Consider the following 18,102-nt stretch of genomic DNA (forward strand, 5'->3'; position numbering starts at 1 on the left):
GCCATTAAGGCCCTCTTTAGTCCAGAGGGCTGTTTATCTACTATCAAATCATTCCAAGGTGTTGGTTATGCTTTGGTTGCCGAGAACAGGGCGACACAGCCAATCACTTCCACCTTCACATTCGAAAAGTACTGATGCAGGGCCTCTTCTAAAGCGCCGAGTTCGTCGTGATCATTACAGAAAATGCCTTTCTTGTTGTAGAGCGACATCAGTTTCTGGGCGAAGGCATTTTTCTCCGTCCCCTGGCCCAGAATCGTACTGCCAAACACCACGCCTCCGGAGCTCATCACCTCTCTAATGTGCGAGAACACGATGCTTTTTTCAGACATGCTTCCCGGCAGGCAGTGCAGCAGGTAGTTAATGCTTACCGAATCGAACGCCTCGCAACCCAGTCCAAACGGCTCGAGCACATTGCGGCAGTAGATCTCCGGCTTTAGATGCTCGATAGCTTTGGCCGTTGACTCCAAGCTGTTTTCATTAAGGTCTACCAAAGCGATTCGTTGGCCCCCGGCCGGCAAGTTTTGCTTGAGGTAATACCCCGTCCCCACCCCGACATCAAGGTGGTTAGCTGTAACTAAATCGGCAAACTGCTTGCTGATTAGACGTGTCGGGCATTTCCATAGGTAGTGATTGGAAAAACCTAATACCCATAGATCATAAATTGAGAGGACTTTCTTCGAGTAGACGGCTTGGCCTGCGACAACATCTTTATTCATCTATTTATCAATACTTTGAATCAAACGAATATGCAAAATATAGCAAACTGCTGTCACAGCAAAACATACCAGTTAAAAAGGTAGAAAATTAAACCACGCAAATTATACCGAACACACTCAAGCGAAGCCGCTGGCTACCAAGCCAAGATTACGTTACGTCATGCTCGCAGCTACCTTTTTTGGCGACCCACATTTGATGTTTGTGGCAATGGGAAAACAAGATCGCAGAGCAGTTTGGGCACAGGTACTTGAACGCATGCCGATGCGTTATCTTCTCTAGCCAGGTTCTGTGTATCTGGTTCAAGAATACATATTGAGAGCAGCTTGGACAGTTAGTATGCATAAAAATCCTCCTATCATTCTATGCCTACAAAGCGTAACCATAACAAACTAAATGCATAGATGCTATTTTTCAGTGATTTCGCTCCCAAATATTACAACAGCAAACAATAGCCACAGGGAATGCTTTTACCTTCACTGTCTAGGAGAGCCGCCTTGTCCGCCTCGTTGTGGTGATGACTGCAGCTTTCGCGCCCGGTACAGGCAGGTTTCCTCCTCTACCCCCTCCCGCCTTGCTAGGTTATGATTTCCTTTTTGAAAGGGACGTTTAATGAAGCACTTACATTTGGTGATTTTTGCACTGTTTCTGTACTTGGGCCTGTTCTGGCCTGATATGGACAAGCAACTGATGTCCCTGCTGCATCACCGCTCTATGATCACCCATAGCCCACTGTTGCCAGTGTTGGTGCTGGTATTGCTGCGCTCAAAGTATGCCAAACCGATTGCCGCCGGGCTGAGTGCGGGGATCAGCATCCACTTGGCGGCGGATGCCCTGTCACCAATGGGCGGGTTTTCGCAAATCTACCTGCCTGCGCCGTTCAAGGCATCGATTGGGGCAACGGAATCATTACTGTGGCTAGGTTTGAATGCGGTGGCGGGGTATTTTCTGGCCTTGAGGCTGCTCAGAGCCCATAGCAAAACCATTCCCTTTATATACCTGCTGGCGGCAGGAGGGTATGCGCTTTACATCAAAGACGATATGCGGCCATGGCTGGCCTGTCTGGCGATTTTCCTTATCCCTTTTTTGTTCGACAAGGCCAAGAGCAAACTGAGGCGAATTGCTTAATCGCGGTGAAGTGCTTAAAGCCTCACGATGAGGCCATGACTTTGATACCGAAAATGGTAAACAACCCACCGGTTATATAATCCATCACACCCGAAATACGGGCATAGACACTTTTCGCAGATTGATGTGAGAAGGCCGTCGCGAGCAGTGAGTGCCAACACAGGGTGATTGAAGACATGGTGAGCATGATGGCTAAGATCATCGTCGTTGTCATTGCTCCGGACACACTGCCAGGCATGCTCTGTGGCATAGCCACACTGAATAAACTGACCACGAAAAAGCCGGTTTTCGGATTGAGGATGCTGGTGATAAACGCCGTGATAAAAACCTTTTTGTTCGATGGCGATATAATCTGTTGGCCTCGAGGTAACTGGCCAAGCCTTTTTGTTTTGCGGGTTTGGTAAATCTGGCGAAGCCCCAGATACAATAAGTAGCTACCGCCCACCACTTTCATCACGCTAAACAGCTGAGGAAACGTCGTCAGCAAGATAACCAGTCCAGAGCCACCTAAAAACGCCCACAGCAATATAGCGGTACTGACCCCAAAGGCAGAGAACATGGCGAGAGTGCGGTTGTATTGCAGTGCGGTATTAATCGTTAGGAGTACATTGGCTCCTGGCGTCGCCACAGCGAGTATCCAAATCAATGCCACATGAGCAAGCACCAATAACACTTCCATTACCAACCATCCCTATCAAGTAAGGCAACCGCCGAATATTCTGTCAGTATCCATGGAATTTTCACAAAGACAAGATATTGATCTACAAAGCAGTATCTCGGTCATAAGCCATCATGACGACTGCCAAATTTCCCCCCTCGATTCTCAGCATGCAAAAACACAACGGCTTGCTGTAACAGGCACCGAACAACTTGTCGCCGCAAGATATTGACCAAGTACTTATCGAGAAATTTCTGTAACGGCTATTTAGCATCCATCTTGTTAACTTAGTGGTATATTGAATCTCATCAATCGGGCTAGTACAGGACAGAGATTTTGCCGGCATCACTCTTTAACCCCAAACCCTATAAATTCGGGCTCACCCTCTCTGGCGGTGGCGCTAAATGCATGGCGCAAATCGGTATGTTGCAGTACCTCGACGAGCAAGGCGTAAAACCGGATGTGATTTCCGGGGCTAGCGGCGGCGCACTTGTCGGGGCGTTGTATGCGGCTGGCCATAGCCCGGAGAATATCCTGTCATTCTTTATCGAAAGCCAGATGTTCAAAGCCAGCAGTTTCTCTTTCAACAAGCTGGGCTTGATCAACGCCGAAAAGCTCAACCGCCATTTCCACGGCTGGATCAAACGGGATAACTTCGATGCGCTCGACATTCCACTCTATGTCGCGGCAACCGATCTCAATAACGCGCAACAAGTGGTGTTCCATGAGGGAGAGCTGATTCAGGCGCTACTGGCCTCGGCGGCTTATCCTGGCATGTTCACGCCGGTAAAAATCGGCGACAAACTGTTTGCCGACGGCGGTATCACCAATAACTACCCGACCGATCTGATCCACGGTTTATGTCGCGCTCATCTCGGGATGTATTTGAGCCCGTTGGAGCATAAAGCCAGCCATGAGTTTACCGATGCCTTTGATGTCATCGACCGGGTATTTGAAATCTACAGCTCGGCGCACCTTCTGAAAAGCATCAAGTTACCCGATATCAACCTTGCTCCGGAAGGGATTGATAAATGGGGGGCATTCAACGTCAACAATGGCAGCCTGACCACACTCTATAACTTGGGCTACGAAACCACACGGGATTACTTCTCGGGCGAAGGGGCCGAATGGCTGGCAGAGCTCAAGAAGTCTTTATCCAAAAAATCATTATTAGACAGCTTTACTCGGTAAAAACCTCTCTATTCACCCCCTCAATAGTGGGCCGATTGTATATTATGGCCCACAGCCCTGCCTATAAATAAAGGCCGCTAAAAAGCGCCTGCAACTCAATAACTTTCACCCGCACCGTAATTCAATTACAGGCTGTATTTTCCTTGCTGAACCTAAGATAAACAGGATATGAAATCCGTTGAAAACGGTGAAATTCAGCCAAAACGCAAACCGATCTAACTCAAACTTTTAAGCTATGCAATTAGCAAAATAAAACCTTAGTCACATTAAGCGAAATTTATTAAATTTCCATCAGTTTGACCAAGCTCTAATTTTAGCTATTGATTTGTCACTCAGATAAAAAATGAAAATTAATTACCTGCCCATTTTGAGAACCAACAAATAAAAACCCGCTTGACACCAAAATTTATTAGATCGCCATCACATTTTCTGCCCATTTGATTCTTTAAATGGGTTGTATTGATAATAACCCCAACAACGAACAACAGGGTTAAAGACATGCTATACGAGTTAATTGATCACGAATTAGTGGATGTCATCAACGACGGTACATACCAATGGCAAGAAGCTGTAAGGAAAACAACTCACTACCTTGAGCAACGTGGCTACGTGTCGAATCAGTATGCCGATGCCATTATCCAATCGACACAAGAGAATGGTCCTTACTACGTATTATGCCCTGGCCTCGCAATGCCTCACGCACGACCTGAAACAGGGGTATTGAAAACTGGGCTTGGTATCCATGTCTTCCCGTCCCCTGTTGATTTTGGCTCTGATCTCGGTCCGGCCAATGTCCTTATTACTTTAGCAGCAAAAGACTCTGATACCCACATAGAAGTGATTCAAGCCTTGAGCGAGATGTTTGTGGATGAAGAGAACATTGAGAAGCTAGCCCAAGCATCTTCCAAAGAACAAGTGCTAGACATAATAAAAGCATACTAAGAGGGAACATAACGTGAAACCAAACATGCGAGCTAATGTGCAAGCCTTTGGCGGTCATTTGACTGCCATGGTATTGCCGAATATCGGGGCCTTTATTGCCTGGGGCTTTATAACCGCACTCTTCATCCCTACCGGTTGGGTACCAAACGAAGCCTTTGGTGAGCTAGTTGGCCCAATGATCACTTACCTACTGCCACTGCTGATCGGTTACACCGGCGGCCAGATTGTCGGCGACAAGCGCGGAGCCGTTGCCGGTGCTATCGGTACCATGGGTGTTATCGTCGGCGCGGATATCCCAATGTTTGTCGGCGCGATGATCATGGGCCCACTGAGTGCCTGGGTGGTGGTGCAAATGGATAAGCGTATCCAGCACCGCATTCCATCAGGCTTCGAGATGGTGGTGAACAACTTCTCGCTGGGTATCGTCGGCATGATCCTGTGCCTGTTCGCCTACGAGATTGTTGGCCCGGCCGTCACAGCCGCGAACCTGTTCGTCAAGTCAGGCATCGAGGCGCTGGTTGCAACCGGCTTCCTGCCGCTGCTGGCGATTATCAACGAACCTGCCAAGGTACTGTTCCTGAACAACGCTATCGACCAAGGGATCTACTACCCACTTGGCCTGCAGGCAGCAGCAGAAACTGGCAAGTCCATCTTCTTCATGGTGGCCTCTAACCCGGGTCCGGGTCTCGGTATGCTGCTGGCTTACGCAAAATTCGGCCAGGGTCTGAGCAAGCGCTCTGCACCAAGTGCCATCATCATCCACTTCTTCGGCGGTATCCACGAGCTTTACTTCCCGTACGTGCTGATGAAACCAATCATGATTGTGGCAATGATTGCCGGTGCAGCAACCGGTATCGCCACCTTCAACCTGCTAGACGCTGGTCTGGTAGCGGGCCCGAGCCCAGGTTCAATCTTCTCTTACTTGGCACTGACACCGAAAGGCAGCTTCATCGCGACGATTGCCGGTGTGGTATCAGCAACAGTCGTATCCTTCCTTGTCGCCAGTGCGATTCTGAAGATGAGCAAGTCAGAAGACAAAGAGAACGAGTTCGAACAGTCGGTCTCTGACATGAAAGACATGAAAGCCGAAGGCGCGGTGAAACCTGCCGCGGCAGCAACCGAAGCGCCAGCAAAACCAATCCAGTTTGTCGCCTTCGCTTGTGATGCAGGTATGGGCTCCAGTGCGATGGGTGCCTCAACCTTCAAGCGCAAGCTGACCAAGGCGGGGATTGATATTGAAGTGAAGAACTTCGCCATCGAGAAAGTCCCAAGTGATGCCGACATTGTGGTCACCCACGAGAGCCTCGAAAACCGAGCGGTTAACGCGACAGGGCTACCGGTCATCACTATCAAAAACTTCCTTAACGACCCTGCTCTTGACGAGCTGATGGTAACAATCGAACAACAAGCTTAAAGCCTAACTGAGCATTATAGGGCGGTTCGCCGCCCTATTTAGGAGAAATCATGGTACAAACAACAGCAGCGGTCATCTGTGGCGAAAAAGATGTTCAACTGAGAACGTTCGAACTGCCGGCCATTTCAGCCGATGAGCTTCTGGTTAAAAACATCTCGAACAGCATCTGTCTTTCGACTTACAAAGCGGCTCTGCTAGGTAGCAAGCACAAACGTGTACCGGAAAACATCGAAGACGTGCCGGTTATGACCGGCCACGAATACGCCGGTGTAATTATTGAGGTGGGTGACAACCTCAAGGACAAATTCACCGCCGGTGATTACTTTGTCCTCCAGCCGGCGATGGGCCTACCATCAGGCTATTCTGCCGGTTACAGCTACGAGACATTCGGCGGCAACGCCACCTACTCGATCATACCAAAAATCGCCATCGACCTAGGCTGTGTACTGCCATACAAGGGCGAGTACTTTGCCGATGCATCGCTGGCCGAGCCGATGTCTTGCATCATCGGCGCTTACCACGCCAGCTACCACACCACGCCGTATGTTTACGAACACCAAATGGGCATCAAAGAAGGCGGCTCGCTGGCCCTGCTGGCCTGTGCCGGCCCGATGGGTATCGGGGCCATTGATTACGCCATCAATGGCCCGGTAAAACCAAAAATCATCGTCGTGACCGACATAGACCAAGCCCGCCTGGATCGCGCAGAAAGCCTGATCCCGGTTACCACGGCCCAAGACAAAGGTATTGCGCTGCACTATGTGAATACCGCGAAAGTGGACTCTCCGGTTGAGTATCTGAAATCGCTCAACGATGGCCAGGGCTACGATGATGTCATGGTCTATGCGGCGGTAGCACAGGTGCTGGAGCAAGCCGACGAACTATTGGGCAACGATGGCTGCCTGAACTTCTTTGCCGGCCCGACCGACAAGAACTTCAAGGTACCGTTCAACTTCTACAACGTGCATTACGAATCAACCCATATTGTGGGCACCTCGGGCGGCTCTACAGGCGATATGATCGAGTCACTGGATCTCTCTTCCGATTATTTGATCAACCCATCGTTTATGATCACCCATGTGGGTGGATTGCAGGCAGCGCCGCATACGATTTTAAATCAATTGGAAATCCCGGGCGGCAAAAAGCTTATTTACCCGCACATTGATCTTCCGCTAACCGCTATTGATGACTTTATGTCGCTTGCTGATCAAGACCCGTTCTTCGCTGAACTAGACGCTATTTTGAAAGCCAACAACTATGTGTGGAACGTAGATGCAGAAAAAGCGTTGCTAGAGTTTTATGACGTGAGCTTGGCGGTTTAGTTACAACGAAATTATGTGGTAGCCTTTGCGCTGCCACATAATGAAGAGGTCACAAACGTTGTCACGTGAACATGAATTACTGAAGAAACTGGAGGAGTGCGATAATGCCACTTCGTTTCTTCAGGTTTCTAACAAAATAATAAACCTCAAGTTAAAAGCATTACTCCCTAAGGTATTCGTCCAGGACGAATTGGTCATGGAGTATGCTGTGGAACCCTTGCTGAGGGAAGATGGCCCGCTGGTTACAACTGATGTCGTCTCTAAGCTGATGTTTGCAATGGGTAAAATCTCACTGGAAACCTATGCGGATATTGGCTTATACAACCAGACATTGGACTATGCCGTGGCCCTGACCGACAAAGTTTCCTATGGTGATGATGTGGTTTACGACTTCATTAAAAGCCAATCGGTACTCTCGTCACAGCAAGATGGCTTTTATCTTGAGTCCATCAACAAATTAAAGTTTTCCTCTTTCGAAGCTTTTTCACAAATGAGATACGAAGCACTGATCAAAACCGTGCTCAACCTGTCCTGTGAACTGTTATTAGAAAACATCGAAAGAGAGATCAAACAATGAGGCCTCACGATGAAAGTGAATTTGAACATCAGTGGATTCGATACCGAAGCGGTATTTCCCGATAAAGATATCAAGACCATTCATAAACCCCTGGTGGAGAAATTTACTCGCCTCTACCAAGAAACCCAGCAGCGCATCGTGATATTTCTCAGCGCGCCTCCAGGTAGCGGAAAATCCACCCTCGCGGCATTTTGGGAATATTTATCCGAACAAGACGACCAGCTGGAGCCTTTGCAAGTACTGCCTTTTGATGGCTTCCACTACCCGAATGACATTCTCGACAACAACACCATTGAGCGCAATGGCGAAACCATTCCCCTGCGCAGTATCAAAGGCTGCTACGAAACCTTCAATTTAACCGAACTCATCGACAAGCTTAAACAGCTCAAAGTGAAAGATCCCAAGTGGCCTTATTACGACAGAAACCTGCACGATCCGGTCGATGATGCCATTGACGTCACGCGTAACATTGTGGTGGTTGAGGGTAACTGGCTGTTGCTTGACGAGCCGGTGTGGCAGGGACTGTACAATCTGGCAGACTTCACGGTCTTTATCGATACCCAACCCGAGTTTCTGCAAGCGCGCTTGGTCAACCGGAAAATCCGGGGCGGCAGTTCGCCGGAGGAGGCCTTGGCTTTTTACCAAAAATCGGATGCCGTGAATGTCGAGAAAGTCCTTAACCACTCCATCAAGGCTGATTTGAATTTGTTTATGAACCGAGACGGTTCATTTGAAATCCAATAAGCTGTCCACCATTGTAGGAGCAGAACAAGGAGATCACTATGGAGATCGTGATTGATAGCCACACCCACACCATAGCCAGTGGACATGCATACAGCACCATTATCGAAAACGCTCAGGCTGCCAAGAACAAGCAGCTGAAGCTGCTTTGCACCACCGACCATGCGCCTGAAATGCCTGGGGCCCCTCACTACTGGCACTTCAACAACCAGCGGATTTTGCCCCGCTTCTTACATGAGGTGGGGATCCTGCGCGGGGTAGAGGCCAATACGCTCAATGTGAAGGGCGAGATCGACCTGCCCGCATCAACAGACCAGCACCTGGACTGGGTTATCGCCAGCTTCCATGAGCCGGTCTTCAAACCGGCGACTGAGGCCGAGCATACTGCCGCCCTCGTCAATGTCATCAAGAGCGGCCGGGTGGATGTGCTAGGCCACCTGGGCAACCCCAACTACCCGTTCGATATCGAGCAGGTACTCAGTTGTGCCAAGGCGCATAACGTGGCCATCGAGGTCAACAACACCTCACTGACCGGCAAAAGCCGCAAAGGCAGCGACGTGCGCTGCAGCAATATCGTCGAGATCGGCAAAGAGATCGGGGTGTATTTCACCACCGGCTCCGATGCCCACTTCTGCGAAGAAATTGCCCGGCTCGATCTCGCCATTGCATTGCTGGAAAAGCACGGTGTCAGTGAAGAGCAAATCCTAACGACATCGACTAGCCGCTTTCTCAACTTCCTGCTGCTGCGCGGCAAACCAGAGATCACCGAATTCGCCGGTTTGTATTAATTAGGATCGACATATTGGGACGTTGAAATGCCGACGCAATGTCGGCATTTATATTTATGCAAACAGCATGTTGACCATTACTTTGCGTCAACTCGTCAGTGCACACTCCTTGTCAAACCTGATCGCCTCGGCAAAGTCCCTATCATGGCTCACTAGAATAAACGCCCCCCGATACTGGCTTAGCGCCTGCGCCAGTTGTTGCTTGGCGTCGATATCCAAATGATTGTCGGGCTCATCAAGCAGTAGCACAGGCTGCTCGGAAAGATGGCTGACCATCAAAATCGCCAGCTTCATCTTTTCCCCGCCACTTAAATACATCACCCGGCGGTAGACACTGTCACGGCGAAAACCTATGCCGGCCAGCAAGGTTCTGGCATCGCTTTCGCTCATGCCATCGCAATAGTCCATCAGACACTCCAGCATGGTGCTGTCGTCGCTGAGCAGGCTGAAGTGCTGATCGAGATACTCTGTTGTTGCATTGACAGTCATTGTTCTCGATGGCATTTCAGCTTGATGGTGAATCGCCTTGAGCAGGGTGGATTTGCCACTGCCATTGCCCCCCGTCAGATAGCAACGCTCTGATTGCACCAGCACCAAGTTTACGGGTTCAGGGGTGCCATAGGGCAACAGATAGCCTTCAACTCTAAGTACGGTTGTCTTTTTTGCCTGGCCGAACTCTGCCAAATACAAATAGCGTGGCTTTATGGCTTCCTGCTGCTGTTGCAACGCAGAAAGCTTTTGCTGGCTGCGTTTAAGCTGGTTCTGATGGTTCGTTGCGGCGGCAGATTGGCTCTGCTCCGCCTTGTCTTTCATCGCATCAAGCAAGATTTTGGGCTGGCTGCCGGTTTTCCTCAGCCGGTTCCCTTGCGCCTGGCGCTGCTGGGCTTTTTCCTTGCTCGCTTGCTGCTGACGCTCGATTTTCTTTTGCTCTGACTTAAGCTGGGTGATCTGCCTATCGAGTGCATTTTCCTTGAGGGTATGCTGGCTAAAGAAGGCATCGTAGTTTCCCTGGTAATACTGCAATCCCAAGCTGGTTAGGTGGTAAATACCCTCAACATGACGGAGCAATTCCCTATCATGGCTGACCACCAGGGCTTTTCCGGAAAACTGCTGGAGTTGGCCGATGAGCCACTGGCGGCCTCGGGCATCAAGGTGGTTGGAGGGCTCATCGAGCAGCAAGATATCAACCTGTGATTGAAACAGCTGGTGCAGCTGCAACAGTGCCAGTTGCCCGCCGCTCAAGTCACGGCACAGGGCCTCTGGCGAAGCCGGTAACCCAAGTTCCGCCAACAACTGCTGGGTTCGCGTCGTAACCTCCCAGTCATCGGCAATGATGTCAAAATAATGGGCATCGCATTGGCCTTGCTCTACCGCTTTGATAGCGGCCAGCTTATTACTAACCCCAATAAATTCACCAACCGTCTGCGTACTTGTCAGTAATTTTGAAGGTTGCTGGGAATAGAGGCCGATCTGCCCCTGGCAAGAAACGCCCCCTGTTGTCGGCGTTAATTTTCCAAGCAGCAATGATAATAACACCGACTTGCCCACGCCGTTGCGGCCGACCAAGCCGGTCAGCTTGTCATTCAAGCTGATGTTGAGGTGTTGAAATAGCCACTCCCCAGTGTCTAACTGAAAAGCTAATTGATGGGCGATTAATGCAGGCATAAATACCTCCCTATTTATCAATCACACTAAATTTCTAATGTGATTGTTATTAAACAAGGGGTTACGTCTTTCTACGCCAATAGAATGACCAGGCAGTTACTTTGATCCCACTGTGCGCTCGGACAAACATTCAGATGTCAGCAAAAAGCCTTAGCAACAAGCGCAAATAGATATTTTAGATAGAGAAGATATGACGAAGTAACGCCCACTAACCCCGAGAGTCCAAGATAATAAAAACTGGCTGTCAGGAAGTTAGTTGTTCATGTCGGCGTTAGCTCCTAGAGAAATGATGGGGGAATTTTATCCAAGACACTCAGTACTAAGCAAGCAAAAGAAGCCTGTTTAGAAGTGTGGGAGCTAAGACTTTGAAGTAGCTTCCATTCGCTCTCTTAGCTCTATAACAAGTGGATTCTCTGTATATTGAAAAATCCTTTCGGGAACCGCAAATACAAGTCGTTTCCCTATAGTGCCGCTTTCCTTTAGCTCAACAATGATTCTTTCCGGTTTTCCTTTCTCGCCGTAAACGTGCTTAATTTCATTGAAATCAACAAGCTGGCTCGAATCGCCTTTCTTAAAGAGCAAATAGTCACCGTAATCTATCACTTCATAAGACACATCACTCAGTTTTCTCTTATACAGAATAAAAGCCACAACACTCATAAATATAGGTATGAGTAACGCGAAGAGGTTTTCTTTATAAACACCAGAGACAAGAACAAAAATCAAAAAACCAACGATAAATACCAAAGACACCAATAACAGTGCCTCTTTTTGAACTAACGTTGAGCCCGTTAACTTTCTCATTGCGATATTCCCCTTCCATTTGGGCATATAAATCCATTTACAGCCTGTCTACTTTAAACCACTTTAGTGCCTAGTTCATATCCCCAAAACGTCATCTTGCCTTCGCTTGCTTACGCGCTTTTTTCTTCACCTATAAATCAGCCAACCAAGCCACTAGTAATATCTTTTAATCTTTGGCACTCTGTAATGCTGCGCTCATTTTACCGCAGTGGCTGCGTCAGCAGTTTCAATAAATTAAATAGGTAAAATATGAAGTTTCCACAAACACTTCCAAGCACTCATCAGCAGCTTCTAGAAAAAATCATTGCGGCTTTCTCGCAGGATCCTCGCATTCTCGGTATTGGTGCCAGCGGCTCGTTTGCTGCTGATTCCATGGACAAGTACAGCGATCTCGATTTGGTTATCGCGGTTGAACCCTCTGAATTCGACGACATCATGAAAGAGCGTTTCGAGATCATTGACCGTGTTGAGGGCAAACTCGCCGCCTTTACCGGAGAACACGTCGGTGAACCACGTCTGGTTATCGCCCTGTTCGAACCAAATACTGTGCACGTCGACCTCAAGTTCGTTGCCCTGCCGGATGCCGCTACCCGTGTTGATGAGACAAAAGTCGTGTGGGAGCGGGAAAGTTACCTATCGGATGTCTACCAACACTCCCAGCACCATTTCCCACAACCGGATCCACAATGGATTGAAGACAGGTTCTGGATCTGGACCCACTACGCGGCAACCAAAATTGCCCGAGGCGAATATTTTGAAACGCTTGAGTTTATTTCCTTTATCCGCCAGGTTGTGCTGTCACCTCTGGCATTGAAACAAGGCGGTTTCACCCCATTCGGCGTGCGCAAGGTCGAAAAGTACCTGCCGGAATTTGCCAAACAACTTGAAGAAACGGTAGCGAAACCTGAACCGGCCTCTTTGACCAAAGCGGTGAAAAAATGCGTAGGGCTTTATCTTGAGCTGCGCGAGAAAGAAACGGTGAACACCAACGCCGAAGCCCAAACGGTTGCGGAGGCCTACCTCAACAAAGAGTGTGGCGAGTAATAACCTCAAGTTAATCCTATAAATGAAATAGAGCCTCAAGTGAGGCTCTATTGGGTATCTTTGCACATTAAACTCACCGCCAAGGTCTGGGCCAGATAGACCGAGCAACTGAGTGAGCGGAAGCCCAAATTATCCCCTTCCTGCACCTCGAAGCAGACATCCATCTTGTTGCCCTGCTCCATCATTTGGTTATCGGTGATGGCAATAATCGGCACCTTCTTTTGGTAAGCAAGGTCGATAACGTCGGTGGTTTCCGGCGCATATGGGCTGAAAGTGAAGGTAACCAATACGTCTCTCTCACCCATCAGGCGGGTCAGCGGCGATAGCATCCCACCGTTATCATCAATCAATACAACATTGTTATTGGATTTCATCAAGGCATACCAAAGGTAGAAAGCCACGGGATACGCCCGCCGCATACCCTGGATGTAAATCGTCTCGGCCCCTTCAAGCAAGCTAACCGCCCTGTCCAGCTTCTGTGGCGACACCGTGATTTGCAGCTGCTCCATGGCCTCAATATTTGCCGCGCCGAAATCATGGAAAATCGCCGCGGCGGAATCCGGGCCAAACTCCGCTTCATTCTTCGCCTTGCGTACCCGCTCTTTGTAATCACGCGGGCGGTTGAAGTAGTGATCCCGAAAAACGGCTTGCATCGAGCTGAACCCAGAAAAGCCCATGGCATTGGAGAAACGGCTAAGGGTGGACAACGGCACACCGGCCTGCTCGGCGATGGTAACCATGGTTTCGACAGCCACCAGCATTGGCTGGGCCATGGCAAAGTCGGCCACCTGCTGTAGACGCGGACTCAAGTCGTCATAGCGCCTGACAATGTGATCTTTGAGGGTATCTAAATCGGTAGGAACAAGCTCGGCTACTTCCATATCTTGATGCTCTCCTGCGCTGAACCAAAAAAGCCCTGCAATCAGCAGGGCAAAGTTTTTATTACGACAGCAGTTTGAAATTACGAATCGCTTCTTCCTTCACCAAAGGCATTGCCTTCTTCATGAAATAAATCCGGTCAAACTTCTCTGGCTCTTCATTCATGAAGTCGCGAAGTCCATGCCCCAGCGCCTGGCGCAAGCAGGTACCGATGTTGAATTTCGATACGCGGGTACGCTTGAGCACTTCCATATCCTCATCGCGGATCCCGCTGGTGCCATGGATAACCAAGGGAATATCCACCATGCTGGCAATCTTGTCCAAGCGGCCAAAATCAATGGTGCAGGTTGGCTCGGTCAAGCGGTGTACATTACCCACCGATACAGCAACACAGTCGGCACCACTTTCCTTGGCGAAGCGGGCGGCTTCTTCTGCTTCGGTATAGATTGATTTGATGTGGTCGCGGCCTTCATCATAAGGCACCGAGCCAATCTCGCCTTCGACCGAAGCGCCCAGCGCGTGGGCAACGTCGGCCACGGCGCGGGTACGGGCGATATTCTCTTCGAGCGGCAGCTGGGAGCCATCGAACATCACCGAGCTAAAGCCGGCTTTCAGCGCGCGGAACACGATCTCTTCCTCATAGGTATGATCGAGGTGCAGACACACCGGCACCGAGCTGTTTTTCGCCAGCGCCAGGAACATCGCCGCTGCGGTTTCTACCCCGTAGAAGTCCGCCACATCCTTGTTGCAGGCCAGGATCACCGGCTTGTTCACTGCCTCAGCCGCTTCGACAACCGCACGGGCATCTTCGTAACCGAATACGTTGAAGCAAGGAACTGCATAGTCGGAAGCCGCGGCTTCAGGCAAAAGATCTTTTAAATTGACGAGCATAGTGGAAAGCCTCCGTGTTATTTGAACTTGGCGATCATGTCCTTGATGCCAGGGATCGTTTCGACTTGGTATTCGTGGTGCGGATCAAAATGCTGGATCAATGACTTCTCGGTTTTACCGACGATGATGGTGAAGTAGTACATCTCGTAACCCGGCGCTGCCACACTTGGATGGTAGCCTTTGTCGATGGCGATCACCGAGCCGGTACGGACGTGGTAAACCGGGCCGAAGTCATCTTCATGCTCGTAGAGGAACTGGGCACCGAAGCCGAAGTCTGGGTTGAAGCGGAACTGGTACACTTCTTCGTACAATGTCTCTTTGCTGCCATCAGGCTTAACTCGATCTTCATCGTGCTTGTGAGGAGGGAAGCCAGACCAACCACCGGCACCAACAGTAAACAGCTCACTGACCAATAGGCGTCCACGGTTGTCGGCATTCGACTGGCCCAGTACGTGTTTGATCTTACGGTGGGTTTTAGTGTCATCCGAGCCGTACTGAACGATATCGACATTCTCTTCGCGGATGCAGAAAGGTTCCAGTGATTGTTCGAACTTACCCCCGGCGATCATCACATCAGCCGTATCGCTGACACAGTCAATGGTTGCGCTGTAGCCAAGCGGCACATAGACCGCTTCAGGGTTGCCATCCCATACCGATTTACGCTTACCGATATTGTCGTACACTTCGGTCTTCTCGCCATTGGTCACAGTGATCGAACAGGTGCCGCCAGCAAGGACGATAACGGACTCGTAACCTTCAACAACATGCTGGTGCTGCTCACCCTGCGCCAAACGGACTTGGTTGAAATAACACAGCGGTGTGACTTCATCGTTCACATCGATGATAGGTTGGTTTTTATTATCAAACGGTGGGATATGCTTACCCATGACTCTCTCCTCACTGCCTGATTAACCTTGGGATGTAATCAGCACAGCCATGTAATAATTGGTTCTGTATAAAGGGAATAAAAAAGCCGGGTCTCGATGGTGTGTGCAGATAGAGGACTGAAAGTAACTACGCTGCACTGACCCGGCTGACCGAAATACCTTTAATCACTTCGTCCGGAGGTGACTGTTAAAGGCTTTGTTCTCTGGTCTCAATAAAGTCGAATAATTGTTCCTTGGTCGGCATCGCTTCGGTACAGCTGTTGCCGCTGACATTGATCGCCGCCGCTGCCGAACCGTGCTTGACGCCGTCTTCCAGCTCGCCGCCGTTAACCAGGGTCCAGATCAGGCCGCCAGCGAATGAGTCACCCGAGCCGAACGGCTTCTGTACCTCAACGCGGAAGATCCCCTGCTGGAACTTGTGGCCGTCGCGGCAGTACACTTTCGAACCGAACTCGCCCGCTTTAATCACTACCACTTGGGTATTGGCGCGCAGGAAGCGCTCGGCGGTGGCATCGTCGTCCTTGTTGCCCGGTGCCAGCACGGTTTCCATCATGTCGAATTCTTCTCGGTTGCCGATCACGATATCGGAAAGGCCCGCGGCAATGCCGTAGTAGATAGACGCATCGACATCGGTACGCCATGAATATGGACGGTAGTCGACATCCAGTACCACTAGCGTATTGCTGCGGCGCGCATGCTCCATCGCAATAAGCGTGGCTTCGCGGCTTGGGCTTTCAGACAGCGCCGTACCGGTGACCACCAACACTTTCGAGCTGGCAATGTAGGCTGGGTCGATCTGCTCTGGCTTGATGGTCAAGTCAGAGGCCTTGTTGCGGTAAATCAGAACCGTACAGTCACTTGGCTTCATCTCGGTAAACGCGACGGAAGTGCGCGAGCCCGAGTTGTCGGTCATCATGCCGTCAAGGTTGATGCCCTGGCCTGACATGTACTGCTTCACGTAGCCGCCGAATGCATCATCAGCGACGCAACCAATAAACCCGACCTTGCCGCCAAGCTTGCTCACAGCCACTGCGATATTGGCTGCCGAGCCGCCGACGAATTTGTTGAAGCCTGAAATATCAGCCATGTCCGTGTTTGATTCACGGGCGTAAAGGTCTACGCCCGCACGTCCCAACACGATGGCATCCAGCTTGCGGTCTTGCTGAAGTGCAATCTTTGTCATGGTCCGTTCCTATTACTCGTAATCAACCCAAGCTGCGTTCTGGTCTGCCGACTCGACGCACTTCTCACACAGGCGCACGCCTTCGATACCGGCATCGATACCCGGGAACCAAATACCCGCAAGGGTGGCTTGGTCGTCGCGGTCTGCCGCGTCGAATGCCAGTGCAAAGCGGTGGTACAGGTTTGCCCAAGACTCGAAGTAACCTTCAGCGTGACCACCGCCAACGCGGTTGGCTGCCACACCTTCGGCATCTTGGTACAGGTAGCCCATACCACGGTCTAGGATGCGAGGTGGCTCGCCCTGGATTTCGTAACGAAGCTGGTTTGGCTGCTCGTCCCACCACTCGATAGACGCTTTAGAGCCGACGATGCGGATCTTCTGCTGGTGCATAGAGCCTGAGTTCACGGCTGATGCCCAAAGCGTACCGACTGCACCGCCTTTGAACTCCAACATCACGTGGGCATTGTCTTCTAGCGGCGCGCGCGACTTGATGAAGCTCTGGCGCATGCAAGACAGGCGGTCGACTTCCAGGCCGGTCATCACTTCGCACAGGTAGAAAGCGTGGGTACCGATATCGCCTAGTACGTAAGTTGGGCCAGAAACCTCTGGGCTTACACGCCACTTCAGGCCCGGATCGTTCAGCTCGTACTCTTCGTTGTGGAATCCGTGTGCGAACTGCATGTTGATAACGCGAATCTCACCCAGGTCGCCACGCTTGACCATTTCACGCGCCTGCTGAACCATTGGGAAACCGCTGTAGCCGTACATCACGCCGATAACACGGTTGTTTTTCGCTGCGATCTCCTTCAGTTCTTCGGCTTCTTCAGTCGTGAAGGTGATTGGTTTTTCACACACCACGTGTAGGTTCGCTTCCAGCGCCGCCTTACAGATTTCGTAGTGGGTCGAGTTCGGAGTAGCGATAGAAACAGCCTGGATACCGTCTTCGCGCTGGGCTTCTTGCTCGAACATCTCTTTGTAGTTGGCGTAGCAACGGTCGCCGTCAAGGCCTAGGTTCTCACCGAAATCACGGCAGCGTGCAGGGTCGAGATCGAAAGCACCCGCTACCAGCTTGAACAAGCCATCGCGCTGCGCGGCATTACGGTGCGAGTAACCGATCTGGCTACCACGGCCGCCGCCTACCATTGCCCAGCGGATTGGTTGGTCAAAATGACGTTCTTCATTAAACATGGTTCACTCCTTGGCAGGCATCACGACTTCATACTGTGATACCTGCGGGTAAATTATTGGAAATATTAAGATTTAAATGTTCGGAA

Annotated in this window: 18 protein-coding genes; 9 read left to right on the forward strand and 9 right to left on the reverse strand. The window is 50.4% G+C overall.

The annotated features are described in order from the left end of the window. Positions 1-65 precede the first annotated feature (65 nt). Positions 66-716 carry a class I SAM-dependent methyltransferase gene (locus PTW35_RS26175; RefSeq protein ID WP_281028124.1) on the reverse strand — a complete coding sequence of 217 codons (651 nt, stop codon included), beginning with the start codon at positions 714-716 and terminating at the stop codon, positions 66-68. Positions 717-1,326: 610 nt separating this feature from the next. Here PTW35_RS26175 and PTW35_RS26180 point away from each other — a divergent pair. After that, positions 1,327-1,842, forward strand: coding sequence for a hypothetical protein (locus PTW35_RS26180; RefSeq protein WP_281028125.1), 516 nt, complete (start codon positions 1,327-1,329; stop codon positions 1,840-1,842). 22 nt (positions 1,843-1,864) lie between these two features. Here the strand turns inward: PTW35_RS26180 and PTW35_RS26185 are convergent, their stop codons facing one another. Further along, on the reverse strand, positions 1,865-2,521 hold the full coding sequence (locus tag PTW35_RS26185) for a LysE family transporter (RefSeq protein WP_281028126.1): 657 nt from the start codon (positions 2,519-2,521) through the stop codon (positions 1,865-1,867). A gap of 315 nt (positions 2,522-2,836) precedes the next feature. Here PTW35_RS26185 and PTW35_RS26190 point away from each other — a divergent pair, with 315 nt between their 5' ends. From PTW35_RS26190 to PTW35_RS26220, 7 genes are all read left to right on the forward strand, one after another. Further along, complete coding sequence (locus tag PTW35_RS26190; RefSeq protein WP_146149084.1) at positions 2,837-3,691, forward strand: patatin-like phospholipase family protein; 855 nt, start codon at positions 2,837-2,839, stop codon at positions 3,689-3,691. 498 nt (positions 3,692-4,189) lie between these two features. Further along, complete coding sequence (locus tag PTW35_RS26195; RefSeq protein WP_281028127.1) at positions 4,190-4,633, forward strand: PTS sugar transporter subunit IIA; 444 nt, start codon at positions 4,190-4,192, stop codon at positions 4,631-4,633. A gap of 13 nt (positions 4,634-4,646) precedes the next feature. Continuing rightward, the gene (locus tag PTW35_RS26200; protein WP_281028128.1) at positions 4,647-6,047 is read left to right on the forward strand and encodes a PTS mannitol transporter subunit IICB; all 1,401 of its coding nucleotides are present in this window, start codon (positions 4,647-4,649) and stop codon (positions 6,045-6,047) included. Positions 6,048-6,097: 50 nt separating this feature from the next. After that, positions 6,098-7,369, forward strand: a complete 1,272-nt coding sequence (locus PTW35_RS26205; protein ID WP_281028129.1) for a zinc-binding dehydrogenase — start codon at positions 6,098-6,100, stop codon at positions 7,367-7,369. 58 nt (positions 7,370-7,427) lie between these two features. After that, positions 7,428-7,946, forward strand: coding sequence for an MltR family transcriptional regulator (locus PTW35_RS26210; protein WP_039469851.1), 519 nt, complete (start codon positions 7,428-7,430; stop codon positions 7,944-7,946). 9 nt (positions 7,947-7,955) lie between these two features. Beyond that, on the forward strand, positions 7,956-8,690 hold the full coding sequence (locus PTW35_RS26215) for a nucleoside/nucleotide kinase family protein (RefSeq protein ID WP_281028130.1): 735 nt from the start codon (positions 7,956-7,958) through the stop codon (positions 8,688-8,690). Positions 8,691-8,728: 38 nt separating this feature from the next. Then, complete coding sequence (locus tag PTW35_RS26220; RefSeq protein ID WP_281028131.1) at positions 8,729-9,475, forward strand: phosphatase; 747 nt, start codon at positions 8,729-8,731, stop codon at positions 9,473-9,475. 87 nt (positions 9,476-9,562) lie between these two features. Here PTW35_RS26220 and PTW35_RS26225 read toward each other — a convergent pair whose 3' ends face one another. Together PTW35_RS26225 and PTW35_RS26230 are read right to left on the reverse strand one after the other, a co-directional pair. Beyond that, positions 9,563-11,140: an ATP-binding cassette domain-containing protein gene (locus PTW35_RS26225; RefSeq protein WP_281028132.1), complete on the reverse strand. Its 1,578-nt coding sequence runs from the start codon at positions 11,138-11,140 to the stop codon at positions 9,563-9,565. Positions 11,141-11,497: 357 nt separating this feature from the next. After that, complete coding sequence (locus PTW35_RS26230) at positions 11,498-11,944, reverse strand: hypothetical protein (RefSeq protein ID WP_281028133.1); 447 nt, start codon at positions 11,942-11,944, stop codon at positions 11,498-11,500. Between the two features lie 249 nt (positions 11,945-12,193). On the opposite strand from PTW35_RS26230, the gene PTW35_RS26235 reads away from it, so the two are divergent. Continuing rightward, positions 12,194-12,988: an aminoglycoside 6-adenylyltransferase gene (locus tag PTW35_RS26235; RefSeq protein WP_281028134.1), complete on the forward strand. Its 795-nt coding sequence runs from the start codon at positions 12,194-12,196 to the stop codon at positions 12,986-12,988. A gap of 47 nt (positions 12,989-13,035) precedes the next feature. On the opposite strand, the gene PTW35_RS26240 is transcribed toward PTW35_RS26235, so the two are convergent. The 5 genes from PTW35_RS26240 to PTW35_RS26260 form a co-directional block, all read right to left on the reverse strand. Continuing rightward, on the reverse strand, positions 13,036-13,869 hold the full coding sequence (locus PTW35_RS26240) for a MurR/RpiR family transcriptional regulator (protein ID WP_281028135.1): 834 nt from the start codon (positions 13,867-13,869) through the stop codon (positions 13,036-13,038). A 61-nt stretch (positions 13,870-13,930) separates the two neighbouring features. Further along, positions 13,931-14,758, reverse strand: a complete 828-nt coding sequence (locus PTW35_RS26245) for a class II fructose-bisphosphate aldolase (protein ID WP_281028136.1) — start codon at positions 14,756-14,758, stop codon at positions 13,931-13,933. Between the two features lie 17 nt (positions 14,759-14,775). After that, on the reverse strand, positions 14,776-15,645 hold the full coding sequence (locus tag PTW35_RS26250) for a 5-deoxy-glucuronate isomerase (protein WP_281028137.1): 870 nt from the start codon (positions 15,643-15,645) through the stop codon (positions 14,776-14,778). 187 nt (positions 15,646-15,832) lie between these two features. Then, complete coding sequence (gene iolC / locus PTW35_RS26255; RefSeq protein WP_281028138.1) at positions 15,833-16,828, reverse strand: 5-dehydro-2-deoxygluconokinase; 996 nt, start codon at positions 16,826-16,828, stop codon at positions 15,833-15,835. Positions 16,829-16,840: 12 nt separating this feature from the next. Continuing rightward, complete coding sequence (locus PTW35_RS26260; protein WP_281028139.1) at positions 16,841-18,016, reverse strand: Gfo/Idh/MocA family oxidoreductase; 1,176 nt, start codon at positions 18,014-18,016, stop codon at positions 16,841-16,843. Between the last annotated feature and the right edge of the window lie 86 nt (positions 18,017-18,102).

The sequence above is a fragment of the Photobacterium sp. DA100 genome (genome assembly GCF_029223585.1).
Lineage (GTDB): Bacteria > Pseudomonadota > Gammaproteobacteria > Enterobacterales > Vibrionaceae > Photobacterium.